Origin of the sequence: Rubrivivax gelatinosus, from assembly GCF_016583785.1 — a bacterium.
Classification (GTDB): Bacteria; Pseudomonadota; Gammaproteobacteria; order Burkholderiales; family Burkholderiaceae_C; genus Rubrivivax; species Rubrivivax gelatinosus_B.
Genome location: NZ_NRRU01000052.1, coordinates 1 through 15,215 on the forward strand (window position 1 = coordinate 1; position 15,215 = coordinate 15,215).

The 15,215-nt window shown below is 73.2% G+C and carries 13 protein-coding genes and 2 pseudogenes; 8 read left to right on the forward strand and 7 right to left on the reverse strand.

Going from position 1 to position 15,215, the window contains the following annotated elements:
• From CKO43_RS14515 to glcF, 5 genes and pseudogenes are all read left to right on the forward strand, one after another.
• A pseudogene (locus CKO43_RS14515) lies at positions 1 to 540 on the forward strand (hypothetical protein); the annotation flags it as partial.
• A gap of 79 nt (positions 541 to 619) precedes the next feature.
• Positions 620 to 2,146 (forward strand): FAD-linked oxidase C-terminal domain-containing protein, encoded by a 1,527-nt coding sequence (locus CKO43_RS14520; protein WP_200379073.1) that lies wholly within the window; start codon positions 620 to 622, stop codon positions 2,144 to 2,146.
• Positions 2,147 to 3,180 (forward strand): annotated as a pseudogene (gene glcE, locus CKO43_RS14525) (glycolate oxidase subunit GlcE).
• Between the two features lie 2 nt (positions 3,181 to 3,182).
• A complete protein-coding gene (locus CKO43_RS14530; RefSeq protein WP_200379074.1) occupies positions 3,183 to 3,818 on the forward strand; it encodes a class I SAM-dependent methyltransferase in 636 nt (211 codons plus the stop codon).
• On the forward strand, positions 3,818 to 5,065 hold the full coding sequence (gene glcF, locus CKO43_RS14535) for a glycolate oxidase subunit GlcF (RefSeq protein ID WP_200379075.1): 1,248 nt from the start codon (positions 3,818 to 3,820) through the stop codon (positions 5,063 to 5,065). Before CKO43_RS14530 ends, glcF begins: the two co-directional genes overlap by 1 nt.
• A 1-nt stretch (position 5,066) precedes the next feature.
• Here the strand turns inward: glcF and CKO43_RS14540 are convergent, their stop codons facing one another.
• Positions 5,067 to 6,038: a DMT family transporter gene (locus CKO43_RS14540; protein ID WP_200379076.1), complete on the reverse strand. Its 972-nt coding sequence runs from the start codon at positions 6,036 to 6,038 to the stop codon at positions 5,067 to 5,069.
• A gap of 153 nt (positions 6,039 to 6,191) precedes the next feature.
• On the opposite strand from CKO43_RS14540, the gene CKO43_RS14545 reads away from it, so the two are divergent.
• On the forward strand, positions 6,192 to 7,991 hold the full coding sequence (locus tag CKO43_RS14545; protein WP_200379077.1) for a DUF885 domain-containing protein: 1,800 nt from the start codon (positions 6,192 to 6,194) through the stop codon (positions 7,989 to 7,991).
• A 1-nt stretch (position 7,992) separates the two neighbouring features.
• Here CKO43_RS14545 and CKO43_RS14550 read toward each other — a convergent pair whose 3' ends face one another.
• The gene (locus CKO43_RS14550; protein WP_242481177.1) at positions 7,993 to 8,844 is read right to left on the reverse strand and encodes an AraC family transcriptional regulator; all 852 of its coding nucleotides are present in this window, start codon (positions 8,842 to 8,844) and stop codon (positions 7,993 to 7,995) included.
• 168 nt (positions 8,845 to 9,012) lie between these two features.
• Between CKO43_RS14550 and CKO43_RS14555 the strand changes: the two genes are divergently transcribed.
• A complete protein-coding gene (locus tag CKO43_RS14555; RefSeq protein WP_200379078.1) occupies positions 9,013 to 10,095 on the forward strand; it encodes a glycosyltransferase in 1,083 nt (360 codons plus the stop codon).
• Between the two features lie 62 nt (positions 10,096 to 10,157).
• Positions 10,158 to 11,654, forward strand: a complete 1,497-nt coding sequence (glpK, locus tag CKO43_RS14560; protein ID WP_200379079.1) for a glycerol kinase GlpK — start codon at positions 10,158 to 10,160, stop codon at positions 11,652 to 11,654.
• Positions 11,655 to 11,673: 19 nt separating this feature from the next.
• Here the strand turns inward: glpK and CKO43_RS14565 are convergent, their stop codons facing one another.
• The 5 genes from CKO43_RS14565 to CKO43_RS14585 form a co-directional block, all read right to left on the reverse strand.
• Complete coding sequence (locus tag CKO43_RS14565; protein ID WP_200228052.1) at positions 11,674 to 11,985, reverse strand: H-NS histone family protein; 312 nt, start codon at positions 11,983 to 11,985, stop codon at positions 11,674 to 11,676.
• Positions 11,986 to 12,433: 448 nt separating this feature from the next.
• Positions 12,434 to 12,934, reverse strand: coding sequence for a GNAT family N-acetyltransferase (locus CKO43_RS14570; protein WP_200228050.1), 501 nt, complete (start codon positions 12,932 to 12,934; stop codon positions 12,434 to 12,436).
• Positions 12,931 to 13,398: an OsmC family protein gene (locus tag CKO43_RS14575; RefSeq protein WP_200228048.1), complete on the reverse strand. Its 468-nt coding sequence runs from the start codon at positions 13,396 to 13,398 to the stop codon at positions 12,931 to 12,933. Before CKO43_RS14575 ends, CKO43_RS14570 begins: the two co-directional genes overlap by 4 nt.
• Before the next feature lie 76 nt (positions 13,399 to 13,474).
• Entirely contained in the window at positions 13,475 to 13,855 is a 381-nt protein-coding gene (locus CKO43_RS14580; protein ID WP_200379080.1) for a DnaJ family domain-containing protein, read from the reverse strand.
• On the reverse strand, positions 13,852 to 15,204 hold the full coding sequence (locus CKO43_RS14585) for a tetratricopeptide repeat protein (RefSeq protein WP_200228044.1): 1,353 nt from the start codon (positions 15,202 to 15,204) through the stop codon (positions 13,852 to 13,854). The genes CKO43_RS14580 and CKO43_RS14585 overlap by 4 nt, the downstream gene beginning before the upstream one ends.
• Positions 15,205 to 15,215: the final 11 nt, after the last annotated feature.

Genomic DNA, 15,215 nt, shown 5'->3' on the forward strand with positions numbered 1-15,215 from the left:
GTCATCGACACCATCCCCCCGGCGCCGCCGCGGCGCGAGGCGCGCCTGCGCGAGCCGACCGCCGACCCCTTGGCGCCGCTGCACGACACGCCGCTGGAGCCGCCGCCGCGCGACGGCGTGACGCGCTGGATGCTCGGTGCCTTCCTGCTCGCGGCGCTGCTCGGCCTGGGGCTGTGGTGGTTCGAGCTGCGCGACCCTGCTGCGGCGCGCCAGCCGGCCGGCGTCGCCGCACCGGCCGCGGCCACGCAGGTCGAGCCCGCGCTGCCGCTGCCGGACCAGGCCGCTGTCGGCGTGCCGCCCGCGGCCACCACCACGCCGGCGCCAACGGCCGCGCCGCCGCGCGAGGAGTTCATCGACCCGCCGCGCACCGAAGCCGCTCGCCGCGGCGAACCGGCGGCGCCGAACTCGCCGCGTGCGGCCTGCGGCGAGCGCAGCGACTTCGCGCTCTACCGCTGCTTCCAGCAGCAGTGCGCACGCGGCACCTGGGCCGGCCATCCGCAATGCCAGGAGTTCCGCGCGACCGACCGCGTGCCCGCCTGACCCCGAGCCGGGCAGTGCCAGCCACGCGCCGGCGAGGCGCACGCTACAGTCGAAGCCGCCCGCCGCCCCCTTGCCGCGCATGAACGCACCCCTGCCGTCCGACGCCGTGCCACCCGCTGCCGAGGCCCCCGTCGACGCCGCCACGCGCGCCCGGCGCCAGGCCGAGATCGTCGCGGCGCTGTCGGCGCTGCTGCCGGCACACGCGCTGCTGTGGCAGCGCGAGGACACCACGCCTTACGAATGCGACGGCCTCACCGCCTACCGCCAGCTGCCGCTGGCCGTCGCGCTGCCCGAGACCGAGGCCCAGGTCGCCGCCGTGCTGCGCGCCTGCCATGCGCTGGGCGTGCCAGTGGTCGCACGCGGCGCCGGCACGGGGCTGTCGGGCGGGGCGATGCCGCACGCGCTCGGCGTGACGCTGTCGCTGGCGCGTTTCAACCGCATCCTCGGCGTAGACCCGCTGGCGCGCACCGCCACCGTGCAATGCGGCGTGCGCAACCTCGCGATCAGCGAAGCCGCCGCGCCCCACGGCCTGTACTACGCGCCCGACCCGTCGAGCCAGATCGCCTGCACCATCGGCGGCAACGTCGCCGAGAACTCCGGCGGCGTGCACTGCCTGAAGTACGGGCTGACGATCCACAACGTACTGCGTGTGCGCGGCTTCACGGTCGAGGGCGAGGCGGTCGAGTTCGGCGGCGCCGCGCTCGACGTGCCCGGGCTGGACCTGCTGGCCGTCGTGATCGGCAGCGAAGGCATGCTGGCGGTGGCGACCGAGGTCACGGTGCGCCTGGTGCCCAAGCCGCAGTTGGCACGCTGCATCATGGCCAGCTTCGACGACGTGCGCCGCGCCGGCGACGCGGTCGCCGCGATCATCGCCGCCGGCATCATCCCGGCCGGGCTGGAGATGATGGACAAGCCGATGACGGCCGCGGTCGAGGACTTCGTGCACGCCGGCTACGACCTGGCCGCCGAGGCCATCCTGCTGTGCGAGAGCGACGGCACGCCCGAGGAAGTGGCCGAGGAGGTGCAGCGCATGCTGGACGTGCTGACCGGCTGCGGCGCGACGCGGCTCGAAGTCAGCCGCGACGAAGCCCAGCGGCTGCGGTTCTGGAGCGGGCGCAAGAACGCCTTCCCGGCCTCGGGCCGCATCAGCCCCGACTACCTCTGCATGGACTCGACGATCCCGCGCCGGTACCTGGCCGACATCCTGCTGGCCATCCAGCAGATGGAGCAGACCTACGGCCTGCGCTGCGCCAACGTCTTCCACGCCGGCGACGGCAACCTGCACCCGCTGATCCTCTACGACGCCAACGACCCCGACCAGCTGCGCCGCTGCGAGGCCTTCGGCGCCGAGATCCTGGAGACCAGCGTGCGCCTGGGCGGCACCATCACCGGCGAACACGGTGTCGGCGTCGAGAAGCTGGCCAGCATGTGCGTGCAGTTCAGCCCCGAGGAGCGTGCGCAGATGCAGGCGCTGAAGCTGGCTTTCGACCCCGGCGCCGGCCTGAACCCGGGCAAGGTGATCCCGACGCTGGTGCGCTGCGTCGAAGGCGGCAAGCAGCACGTCAAACGCGGCCTGCTGGCGTTCTCGCACCTGGAGCGTTTCTAGATGGCTGCGGTGATCGAGGACGCGGCGCTGGCGCGCCTGATCGAGCGGGTGCAGGCGGCACGGGCCGACGGCACGACGCTGGAGATCGTCGGCGGCGGCAGCAAACGCTGGCACGGCGAGGCGCCGCGCGGCGAGCCGCTGGCGACGAGCGAGCTCGCCGGCATCAGCAGCTACGAACCGAGCGAGCTGGTGATCACCGCCCGCGCCGGCACGCCGCTGGCCGAGGTCGAGGCGGCGCTGGCCGAACGCGGCCAGTGGCTGGCTTTCGAGCCGCCGCGTTTTGCGCCCGGCGGCACGGTCGGCGGCATGCTCGCCAGCGGGCTGTCGGGGCCGGGCCGCGCCAGTGCCGGCAGCGTGCGCGACTTCGTGCTCGGCGCGACCATGCTGAACGGCCGCGGCGAGCTGCTGACGTTCGGCGGCCAGGTGATGAAAAACGTCGCCGGTTACGACCTGCCGCGGCTGCTGGCCGGCTCGCTGGGTGTGCTCGGGCTCGTCTGCGAGGTCTCGCTGAAGGTGCTGCCGCGGCCGCCGGCGGTGGCGACGCTGCGTTTCGAGCTGCCCGAGGACCAGGCGCTGCGCCGGCTGAACGAATGGGCCGGCCAGCCGCTGCCGCTGTCGGCCAGCGCCTGGTGGGACGGCATGCTGGTGCTGCGCCTGGCCGGTGCCGCCGCCGCGGTGCAGTCGGCCTACGAGAAGCTCGGCGGCGAGCCCATCGAGCCGACGCTGGCCGACGGCTTCTGGACCGGGCTGCGCGACCAGCGAGACGAGTTCTTCGTCGGCGCCGCGGCCGCGGTCGAACGCGGTGCCGCGCTGTGGCGGCTGTCGCTGCCCGCCACCACGCCGCCGCTGAAGCTGGCCGGCGAACAGCTCGTCGAATGGGGCGGCGCGCAGCGCTGGCTGTGCACGCCGCCCCATTCGACGAGCCGGTGTTCACGCCGCTGGCGCCGGTGCTGGCCACGCTGCACCAGCGGCTGAAGGACGCTTTCGACCCGGACCGGGTCTTCAACCCCGGCCGGCTCTACCCCGAACTGTGACGATGCTCGACTACTACGAACGCCGCGCCGCCGAATACGAACGCATTTACCGCCGCCCGGAGCGCCAGGCGGAGCTGCGCCGCCTCGAAACCTCGCTCGGCGAACACTTCGCCGGCCGCTCGGTGCTCGAACTGGCCTGCGGCACCGGCTGGTGGACGCCGCACGGCGCCGCCGCCGCGCGCCGCTGGCTGGCCACCGACCTGAATCCCGGGCCGATGGAGATCGCGCGCGCCAAGACCATGCCGGCCAGCGTCGAGTTCCGCCTCGGCGACGCGATGGCTTTCGAGCATCTGGGCGACGAACGCTTCGACGGCGCCTTCGCCGGCTGCTGGTGGAGCCATGTCGAGCGCGCGCGCTGGGCGCCCTGGCTCGAGGCGCTGCACGCCCGGCTGCAGCCGGGCGCACGCGTCGTCTTCCTGGACAACACCTTCGTGGCCGGACGCAGCACGCCGATTGCACGCGTCGACGCCCACGGCGACAGCTGGCAGCTGCGCCGCCTGGACGACGGCTCGACCCACGAGGTCTTGAAGAACTACCCGACCCACGAACAGGCCCTGGCTGCCGTCGGGCCGCGCGCACGCGCCCCGCAGTGGCTCGAAGGCGAGCACTTCTGGGTCTTCAGCTACCACCTCGCCTGATGCAGACCCAGCTGTCCGCCGAGTTCCGCGGCACGCCCGACGGCGAGGACGCCGAAGCCATCCTGCGCCAGTGCGTGCACTGCGGCTTCTGCACCGCCACCTGCCCGACCTACCAGCTGCTCGGCGACGAGCTCGACGGGCCGCGCGGCCGCATCTACCTGATCAAGCAGCTGCTCGAAGGCGCGCCGGTGACACGCAGCACCCAGCTGCACCTGGACCGCTGCCTGACCTGCCGCAACTGCGAGAGCACCTGCCCGAGCGGCGTGCAGTACGGGCAGCTGGTCGACATCGGCCGGCGCCTGGTCGAAGAGCGTGTCGAGCGCCCGCGCGGCGAACGCACGGCGCGCTGGCTGCTGAAGGAAGGGCTGACCTCGTCCGCCTTCGGCCCGGCGGTCGCCGTCGGGCGGGCGCTGAGGCCGCTGCTGCCGGCGCGGCTGCAACACAAGCTGACGCCGCGCCCCGACGCCCGCGCCAGCCGCTGGCCGCAGCACGAACACAAACGCAAGGTGCTGATGCTGCTGGGCTGCGTGCAGCCGGCGCTGATGCCCAACATCAACTCGGCGAGCGCCCGTGTGCTCGACGCCGCCGGCATCCAGCCCCTGGTGGCCGACGGCGCCGGCTGCTGCGGCGGCATCCGCGCCCACCTGGGCGACGGCGAGGGCGCGCTCGCCGACATGCGCCGCAACATCGACGCCTGGTGGCCGCTGGTCCAGGGCCTGACCTCGCAGGGCCGCGTCGAGGCCATCGTGATGAACGCCTCGGGCTGCGGCACGACGGTCAAGGAGTACGGCCACGCGCTCGCACGCGACGCCGCCTATGCCGACAAGGCGCGCCGGATCAGCGAGCTGACACGCGACCTGAGCGAGCTGCTGCCCGACCTGGTGCCGGCGCTGAAGGCCAGCGTCAAGCCCGCTCCCGGCATGCGCCTGGCCTACCACCCGCCGTGTTCGCTGCAGCACGGCCAGCAGCTGCGCGGCGGCGTCGAGGGCGGCCTGCGCGAACTCGGTTTCGACATCCAGGTCGCCGCGCAGGAAAGCCATCTGTGCTGCGGCTCGGCCGGCACCTACAGCCTGTTGCAGCCGGAACTGGCCGAAGCGCTGCGCACGCGCAAGCTGGCCAACCTGGCGCCGCTGGAAGCCGGCGTCATCGTCTCGGCCAACCTGGGCTGCATCCAGCACCTGCAGGGCGGAACGGCGACGCCGGTGCGGCACTGGATCGAGCTGCTGGACGAGGCGCTCGCCGCCTGATTCAGGCCGGCGCGGCCACCGGCTGAGGCTTGGCGCGCAGCGCCCAGGCGACGCCGGCGATCAGCAGCACGATGCCCGCCAGCGTCGTCGCCGGCGGCCACTGGCCGCGCAGCATGAAGGCGTAGGCCAGGCCGGCGAGCGACTCGAAGACGATCAGCTGCCCGGCCAGCGTCGTCGGCAGGCGCTGGCTGGCTTCGTTCCAGCACAGCGTGCCGAGCCAGGACGCGAACAGCCCGATCGCGAACATCAGCCCGACATAGCGCCAGGGCGTGGGCCCGAAGACGCCGTCGGTGGGCACCAGCCCGGCGGCGCTGGCCGCCACCAGCAGCACGGCGCCGGCCAGCGCCAGCGGCAGCGTCGCCACGCCCTGCGCGGTGGCCCAGGTCGACGGCGAACGGTCGGGGTGGGCACGCAGCCAGTCGGCGTTGCGGATCGGGTACCAGGTCCAGCAGGCCATCGCGCCGACCGCCAGCAGCGCGCCCAGCGCGTAGCGGCCGAGGTCGGCGCCGGCGTCCAGGCGCGCCAGTTCGGCGTGGTTGACCAGCGCCAGCCCGGCGCCGATCAGCAGCAGCGAAGGCGCCAGCTGCGCCCACGAGAACAGGCCGTCGCGGTGCCGGTTGCGGCGGTTGGAGGCCACGGCGATGACCAGCGGCAGCGTGCCGATGATCATCGTCGGCAGCGGCCCGCCGGCACGCTGGATCGCCGAGGCCAGCAGCAGGTAGTACAGCAGGTTGCCGACGAGAGACAGGCGCAGCGCGGCCAGCCAGTCGGCACGCTTCAGGTCGCGGATGCGGGCCCGGTCGAGCCAGGCCAGCGGCAGCGCGATCAGGCCGAAGGCGAGGTAGCGCCCGACCGAGAGCATCGCCGGCGCGTAGTCGGCCAGCAGCAGCGGGGCGACGAAGATCAGCCCCCACATCAGCCCGGCGGCCAGGGCGAACAGGGTTCCGGAAACGAGCGCGGCACGGTGGGACATGTCCCCATGCTGCCCGAGCCGGGGGCAGCGGTCTTGTACCGGATTGCGCCGCCGCGGGCGTTCGTCGCCGCCCCGGCGCGCTTCGTCGCACGCCGGCTGCGGTCATCGCACCCGAGACCAGAATCGACGGCTTTGCCGTCCACCGGACCCACCATGCAACTACGCCACTTCGGCGCCGCCTGCGCCCTGTTCCTGGGCAGCGCCGCCGCCTGGGCCGCCCCGGCGGCGCCGGCCGCCGGCCGGCCCGACCCCGCCGCGACCCGCGCGCTGCACACGCTGTTCGAGCGCCAGTGGGAAGACAGCGCGCGGCGCTACCCCGAGTGGGCCACCTGGCGCGGCGACCACCGCTTCGACGACCGCCTGCAAGACGTCTCGCCAGCGGTCGAACACGCCAACACCGTGCAGGAGCGGCGCTGGCTGGCCGAGGCGCGCCGGATCCCGCGTGCGCGGCTGGCGGCGGCCGACCGGGTGTCGCTGGACCTGTTCGTCGAGCAGCGCGAGCGCCACCTCGCGGCGCTGCCCTTCGAAGGCTGGCGCAGCCTGCGCATCGAGGCGCTGGGCGGCGTGCAGTCCGAGTTCTCCAGCCTGCTGCGCATGATGCCGATGAGCGGCCGCGCCGACGCCGCCAAGGTGCTGGCGCGCATGGCCGCGCTGCCGCACCGCATCGACCAGGAGATCGCGCTGATGCGCCGCGGGCTGGCGCTGGGCTGGGTGCCGGCGCGGCCGGTGCTGGAGCGTGCGCTGGCGCAGATCGACGCCCAGCTGCCCGCCGACGCCGGCGCCAGCCCCTTCTTCGAGCCCTGGCGCCGGCTGCCGCCGACGCTGCCCGAAGCCGAACGCGCCGCACTGCAGGCCGAGGGCCGCGACGCGATCGAGCGCCAGGTGCTGCCGGCGATGCGCCGGCTGCGCGCCTTCGTCGCCGACGACTACCTGCCGCGGGCGCCGGCCGAAGGTTCGCTCGTCCACTATCCCGACGGCCAGCGTGTCTACGAGATGCTGGTGCGCGAGCGCACGACGACGACGCTGGGCGCGCGCGAGATCCACGAGATCGGCCTGCGCGAGCTGACCAAGATCCGCGCCGAGATGGACCAGGTGAAACGCGGCACCGGCTTCGACGGCGACTTCGCGGCCTTCGTGCACTACCTGAACACCGACCCGAAGTTCTTCCTCGGCAGCTCCGACGCGCTGCTCGAGCGTTACCAGGCGATCGCCAAACGTTTCGACGCCGAGATGCCCAAGCTCTTCGCCGAGCTGCCGCGTGCCGCCTACGGCGTGCGCGGCATGCCGGCGCACATGGGAGCCGACGCCGCCGAGTTCTACGAAGGCGGGGCCGCCGACGGCAGCCGCCCGGGCTGGTTCAACGCCAACCTCGTCGGCTGGCGCCAGCAGCCGAGCTGGGGCATGCAGACGCTGGTCGCGCACGAAGCCGTGCCGGGCCACCACCTGCAGGGTGGCCGCGCGCTCGAACTGAAGGCGCTGCCGGCGTTCCGGCGCGAAGGCGGCGGCTACACCGCCTACGTCGAAGGCTGGGCGCTGTATGCCGAGACGCTGATGCGCGAAGTCGGCGCCTACGACGACCCGTACAGCCTGTTCGGCCACCTGCAGTGGCAGGCCTTCCGCGCCGCGCGCCTGGTGGTCGACACCGGCATCCACTCGCAGGGCTGGACGCGCGAGCAGGCGATCACCTTCATGGTCGAGCGCACCGGCGTCGACCGCGCCTTCGTCGCCTCCGAAGTCGACCGCTACACCTCGGACCCGGGCCAGGCGCTGGGCTACATGATCGGCCGGCTGAAGATCGACGAGCTGCGGGCCCGCGCCGAGAAGCGCCTGGGGCCGAAGTTCGACCTGCGGCGCTTCCACAACGCGCTGATCGACAACGGCGAGCTGCCGCTGTCGACGCTGGAGTCGCTGATCGACGAGTGGATCGCGGCCGAATCCCGGCGCCGGACCTGAATCAGCGTGCGCGCAGCTGGCGCTGGTAACGCGCCGGCGTGACGCCGTAACGCGCGGCGAAAGCGCGTGTCAGGTGCGCCTGGTCGGCCAGGCCGCTGGCCGCGGCGACGGCGGCCGGCGCCTCGCCGGCCGCCAGGCGGTGCTGGGCATCGAGCAGGCGCAGCGCCATCAGCGCCTGCTGCGGCGTCGTGCCCTGCAGCTCGCGGAACCGGCGCAGGAAGTGGAAGGGGCTCAGGCCGGCGACGGCGGCCAGGTCTTCCAGCGTCAGGCGGTCGCCGAGGTGCGCCCGCATGAAGTCCAGCACCGCGGCGAAACGCGGCGCGGCTTCGGCCGCGGCGGCCCGCGCCGGGCTGGCGTGCGGGCGCAGCTCGGCCAGCAGCTCGGCCAGCAGGCCGTCGAAGGCCAGCGGCTCGTCGCTGGCGCCCCACAGCGCCGCCAGCAGCCGGCCGACGCGGCGCGCACGCGGCGCGTCCGGCGCCACCGCCGCGGCGAAGCTCCAGCGCTCGCCGGTGACGGCTTGCACCAGGTCGGCCTCGACGTAGGCCATGCGGTAGCGCCAGCCGGCTTCGGTCTCGGCGCGGCCGGTGTGCATCTCGCCGGGGTTCATCAGCACCAGCGAATCGGTCGGCGCCAGCAGCTCGCTGCCGCGGTAGCGGAAACGTTCGACCCCGGCCTCGATCGCGCCCAGGCCGAAACCGGCGTGGGCGTGGGCGTCGAAGGCGTGGCGCACGATGCGCGCACGGTAGAGCTCGACGCCGGCGCGGTGCGCGGGGCGGCGGAACTCGGCGGCGTCCTCGGCGGCGTCGAAGGCCTGCGGGACGCCGGGCATCGTGGCGTCGGCTGCGGGTTTCATGCAGGCAGGCAATCTAACCCGGCGCGCCGGCTCAAGCCCGCCACCATGACCCCGGTGGACAATCGGCTACAGCCCTGTCCCGACGCCGATGAGCCTGCTCCGCCCTGCCTGCCCCCGCGCGCGCGCCTGCGCCGTCTTCCCCCACCAACCGCGCGAGGCCTGCCCATGGTGAGCACGATCCACGTGCTCGGCAGCCGCGAACTCGGTGGTGCCGACCGCTTCTTCATCCGCCTCGTCGAGGCGCTGACACGCGCCGGCCACCCGACGCTGGCCGTCACCCGCCCCGGCAGCCCGGTGGCGCGTGCGCTGGACCCTTCGGTCGAACAAGTGCATCTGGCGCTGGGCTCGAAATGGGACCTGCTGTCGCGCTGGCGGCTGACGCGCCTGATCGCCCGGCGCCCGCCCGACGTCGTGCAGACCTACATGGGCCGGGCGACACGGCTCACGCACCTGCCCGCCGGCAGCCGCGCGGCGCTGGTCGCACGCCTGGGTGGCTACTACAAGATCCCCGGCTATTACGAACACGCCCACGCCTGGGTCGGCAACACACGCGGCATCTGCGACTACCTGAAGCGCGAAGGCCTGCCGGCGGACCACGTGTTCTACATCGGCAACTTCGTGCCCTCGCCGCGCGCGGTGGCGCCGGCCGAACTCGAGGCGCTGCGTGCCACGCTGGCGCTGCCGCCGGGTGCACGCGTGCTGCTGGCGCTGGGCCGCGTGATCGCCAAGAAGGGTTTCGCCGACCTGCTGGACGCGCTGGCGCAGGCGCCCGACGCGCCGGGGCGGCCGCCGGTGGTGCTGGTCATCGCCGGCGACGGCCCCGAGATGCCGTCGCTGCGGGCGCAGTGCGAGCGCCTGGGGCTGGCCGCGCGCGTGCGTTTCGCCGGCTGGCAGGACGACCCGGTGCCGTTCTACGAACTTGCCGACCTCTTCGTCTGCCCCTCGCGCCACGAGCCGCTGGGCAACGTCATCCTCGAAGCCTGGCAGCACCGGCTGCCGGTGCTGAGCACACGCAACGAAGGCGCGACCGAGCTGGTCGACGAAAACCGCAACGCGCTGCTGGCGCCGCTGGCAGACCCGGCCGGGCTGGGTGACGGCCTGCGGCGGCTGTTCGCGCTCGACGACGCGGCGCTGGCCGCGCTCGCCGCCGCCGGCCACGAGACCGTGCAGCGCGAGCACCACGCCGACGCGGTGCTGCAGGCCTACCTCGATCTCTACGACCGGCTGATGCACGAGCGCCGCGGCGCCTGAGCGCGGCGCTACCGCGGCCGGCGCGGCGCCGATATGCTGGTGCGCCTTCGCAGGAGCACCGCATGAGCCGCCACGTCCTCGCGCTCGACCAGGGCACGTCCAGTTCGCGCAGCATCGTCTTCGACGAGGCCGGGCGCATCGTCGCGCTGGCGCAGCGCGAGTTCCGCCAGCACTACCCGCAGCCGGGCTGGGTCGAGCACGACCCCGAGGAGATCTGGCTGAGCCAGCTCGAGACCGCGCGCGAGGCGATCGCCGCCGCGGGCCTCACGGCACGCGACATCGCCGCGATCGGCATCACCAACCAGCGCGAGACCACAGTCGTCTGGAACCGGCGCACCGGCGTGCCGGTGTGCAACGCCATCGTCTGGCAGGACCGGCGTGGCGAGCCGCTGTGCGCGCAGCTGCGTGCGCACGGGCTGGAGGAGACGGTGCGGCGCAGCACCGGCCTCGTCATCGACCCGTACTTCTCGGCGACCAAGATCCGCTGGATCCTGGACCACGTGAACGGTGCCCACCTCGCCGCGGCCCAGGGCGAGCTGGCTTTCGGCACCGTCGACAGCTGGCTGATCTGGAAGTTGACGGCGGGGCGCGTGCATGCCACCGACGTCAGCAACGCGTCGCGCACCATGCTCTACGACATCCGCCACGACGTCTGGGACCACGAGCTGCTGGCGGCGCTGCACGTGCCCGACAGCCTGCTGCCGGCGGTGCACCCGTCCAGCCACCGCTTCGGCGAGACCGACGCGGCACTGTTCGGCACGCCGATTCCGATCACCGGCGTCGCCGGCGACCAGCAGGCGGCGCTGTTCGGCCAGGCCTGCTTCGAGCCCGGACTGGCGAAGAACACCTACGGCACCGGCTGCTTCATGCTGATGCACACCGGCGAGCGTTTCGAGCGTTCGGCCAACGGCCTGGTGGCGACGGCCGCCGCGCGCTGTGGCAGCGCGCGCGAGTACGCGCTCGAAGGCAGCGTCTTCATCGGCGGCGCGGTCGTGCAGTGGCTGCGCGACGGGCTGCAGGCGATCCGTGCCAGCGGCGAGGTGCAGGCGCTGGCCGAGAGCGTGCCCGACGCCGGCGGCGTGATGTTCGTGCCCGCCTTCACCGGGCTGGGGGCGCCCTACTGGAAGGCCGACGCGCGCGGCACCATCGTCGGCCTGACACGCGGCAGCACCGTCGCCCACATCGCACGCGCGGCGCTGGAGAGCATCGCCTTCCAGAGCGCGGCGCTGCTGCTGGCGATGGCACGCGATGCCGCGGCCCAGGGCGGACGGCCGCTGACCGAACTGCGCGTCGACGGCGGCGCCTGCGTCAACGACCTGCTGATGCAGTTCCAGGCCGACCTGCTGGGCATCCCGGTGGTGCGCCCGGTGGTGACCGAGACCACGGCGCTGGGCGCCGCCTATCTGGCGGGGCTGGGCGTCGGCGTCTGGCGCGACCGCGCCGAGATCGCAGCGCTGTGGCAGGCCGAACGGCGTTTCCTGCCGACGCTGGCGCGCGAGCGCGCCGCCGAATTGATGGCGCGCTGGGAACGCGCGGTGCGCCAGACCGTCGCCAATTGAGAAAAACCGCGGCGGCGGTTCAGGCCTTCACTTCGAGGTCCTGCAGCGTCTTGCCGGCCGCCAATGCATCACGCAGCCATTGCGGGCGCTTGCCGCGTCCGACCCAGGTGTTGCCGGCTTCGTCGCGGAATTTGGCGACGACGTTCTTGCGCTTGCGCGAGCGCGCCTTGGGCGCCGCGACGAACCCGAGATCGACTGCAGTCAGGCCATATCGGGCGATCTGATCGCGGAGTTCGCTGACGACGGCGTCGACTTCCTTGCGACGCAGCTTTTCGGCTTCGGCTTTCAGGGACTCGATCTGCTGGAGGACTTGGCTGTAGGTTTTCGTCATGATCGTTCCATGCTGGGCGCAGCCGCCGACGTCCTCCCACGGGCCGGTTCGAACGCCCGGTCCCGGACCGCCTCACGGCGACGGTGATGTGCACGAACCGGCGGTTCGTGCGACGCGGAACTTACCACGCCGGCGCAATGAACGCGGGTACTTCATGCAACGCCAAACGCAAATCGATCGAAACACCTGAATCGCTGCGGCGCCGACATGGCATTTGCGCCACGGCGTGCAAGCGGGGAAACAAATGAAGCGCTACCGACGTGCAATTGATTGTGCCGTCGCGGGCTTCTCGGCAGCCGCAGCCGACCGCTTTCGACTTGCCGGGAGATGCATCGCAATTGCGCGATGCGGACGCTGCGTCGCCGATGTCGAAGCCCGGGCTGCTTGCTTCGAGCCGGCTTTCGGACGGCGTTGCCGGCGACACGCCGGCGCGGATCGAGGCGCCGGTCTAGGCGCTATGGCGCCAGACACGCGCCGGGCCGCCGAGGAACTCGATCTCGCCGTCCTGGACCGCGCCCAGGCGCTCGGCGAGTGCGACCGAGCGCCGGTTGTCGGCGCGGATCAGGCTGATCGGCGAGACGATGCCGCGCACGTCGCGGCCCCAGGCGAGTGCGGCGCGCGCCGCCTCCTCGGCGTAGCCCTGGCCCCAGGCGTCCTGCGCCAGCAGCCAGCCGAGCTCGCAGCCGGGCCAGCCTTCGGGGTGCATGAAGCCGACGCGGCCGATCAGGCGGCCGTCGCTCTGGCGCTCGACCGCCCACATGCCGTGGCCGCGCAGCGTCCAGTGGCCGATGAACATCGCGATCTGGCGCCAGGCGACGTCGCGCCCGACCGGCTCGCCGGCGCCGATGTGACGCATGACCTCGGGGTCGGCGCACATCTCGGCATACGGGTCGACGTCGGCGGCGCCGAACAGGCGCAGCACCAGGCGCGCGGTGCGCAGCCGGGTCACGGGCGCGGCTCCACGCGCACTTCGGACTTCACCGAGTTGGCGATGAAGCAGGCTTCGTGCGCCCGGTGGTGCAGCACCGCCAGGCGCGCGGCTTCGGGCGCCGAACCGTCGGCCAGCCGCACCCGCGGCCGCAGCGTCACGGTGGTCAGGAAGGGGTGGCCGCGCTCGTCGCGGCCCATGGTGCCGACGGCGTCGTCGAGATAGGACTCGACGCGCCAGCCAGCGGCCGCGGCCAGCGACAGGAACCAGAGCATGTGGCAACTCGACAGCGAGGCGACGAACAGCTCCTCTGGGTCGACGGCACTGGCATTGGAGTAAGGCAGCGCTACCGCGGACGGCGAGGCCGAGGCGATGAGCTCGGTGCCGCCGTCGAAACGCAGCGTGTGCAGACGGCTGTAGCGCTGGTCGGTGAAGGCTTCTGTGGGCTGGCGCCGCCATTCGACCTGGGCGTGGTGTTCGGACATGGGACCTCGCGAACGACTCGACAGCGCGATTGTGCGCCGCTGCCGATCGGTCTTGATGCGCGAAATCGCGTCCTGGCTACAGCGAGCCGCTGCGACGCAGGTGTTCGAGCCGCAGCGCGAGCTGCTGGCGCAGCTCGCCCAGGCGCTGGCGTTTGGCGCGCCAGGGCGGCGTGTCGGCTTCGGCGGCGGGTGCGGCGTCGACTTCGGCCTGGAGCGCGGCGATCGTGCGCATCAGCTCGACCTCGGCCGGCACGTGGCCCGCGTTCTTCAGGATCTTGAACGGCATCTTCAGCGCGTCCGGCGTGTCGTCGTAGCCGTCGCCGGAGGCGAGCGGCCGGCCCCAGCTCGGCGCCGACTTCAGCTCGCCGTTGGCGAGGCTCTCGCGCAGCGCGTCGGCGATCTGCTCGTCGAGCGTGCGCAGGCGCGCCAGGCGCTCGCTCTCGCGCTTGGACGTCATGCCCGCGCCTCGCGCGGCAGCCCCAGTCTCGAGGCCCAGTGCCGCGTCAGCGCCGTCGCCGGCTTGGCCATCAGGCGTTCGTTCAGCAGCGCGCGGCCGAGCGTGCGCCGCCGGCCCTGCACCGCGGCGGCGAGCAGGGTCTGGTCGATCAGGTCGCGCTGGGCGTGGCTGCCGCCGATGCCGCGTGCCGCCATGCGGGCCGGGTAGAGGATCTCGGCGGCGTTGTCGACCTCGCCGCGTGCGAACGCCAGGAAGGCGCGCATCAGCGGCAGGCCGACCTCGCGCGCCATCGTGTGGTTGACGCGGCGCGCGTCGTCCATCGCCAGCGCACGTTCGGCGCAGCGTGCGACCCAGCGTTCGGCGCGCGCCAGCTCGCCCGCGGCCAGCAGCGCGGTGACGCGGTGCAGGTCGTTGAAGGCGTAGTAGCCGGGTTCGTCGTCGGCCGCGGCCCAGCCGTCGGCCAGCGCCAGCGCGCGCGCCGAGACGTCCTCGCCGACCAGGTGCAGCCGCCACAGCATCGCCGCGGCGTCGACACGCTGCGGCGTCGTCGTCAGCGTCTCGGCGCCGAGGTGGCCGTCGATCAGGCGCAGCACGCCGGCGCAGTCCATCGCCTCGACGCGGAACAGCGCCTTGTGCCACCACAGGTGCGAGGCGAAGTGGTTGCCGTCGGCCCAGTCGTGCTGGTGCAGCCGCAGCCAGGCCGAACCTTCGTCGTGCCGGCCCTGCATTTCGAGCACGTGGGCGACGGCGTGCACCGCCCAGGGCACGCGGCGATCGGCCTGCAGCGCCTGGCGCGCGGCCTCCTCGGCCTGCGGGTAGAGGTTGCACTCCTCCAGGCCGAAGGCGTAGAGGCCGAGCACGTGCGGATGCAGCGGGTCGTCGGCGTCCCAGTCGGGCAGCGAACGCGCCGGGCGCATGCGCAGGCCGGCGGCGTCGCCGCGGTGCAGGTCCCACTGGTGCGACCACTGCAGCGCGAGCGCGTCGCGCGGGTGTTCGAGCAGCAGGTCGTCCCAGCGCCGGCAGGCGTTGTGCCAGCGGCCGTCGAGCACCAGCTGCAGCGCCTCGAGGTGGGCGCGTTCGCGTGCGGTCGCGCTGCCCAGGCGGGCGCGCGCTTCGTCCAGGGCGGTGGCCGCGTTGCCGACTTCGGCCGGGTCGGTCAGCGCCAGCAGCCAGCCGGCCTTCATCAGGTGCGGCAGCACCCAGCCCGGATCGGCGTCGATCGCCACGTCGAGATCGGCGACCGGCGTGTCGTAGAAGGACATCATCCGCCACAGGGCCGACTCCGCGGCATCGCGTGCCGCGGCGCTGCCGCTGCCGACGGGATTGCCACGCAGATCGAGGGACGCCATGGCGGAACTGT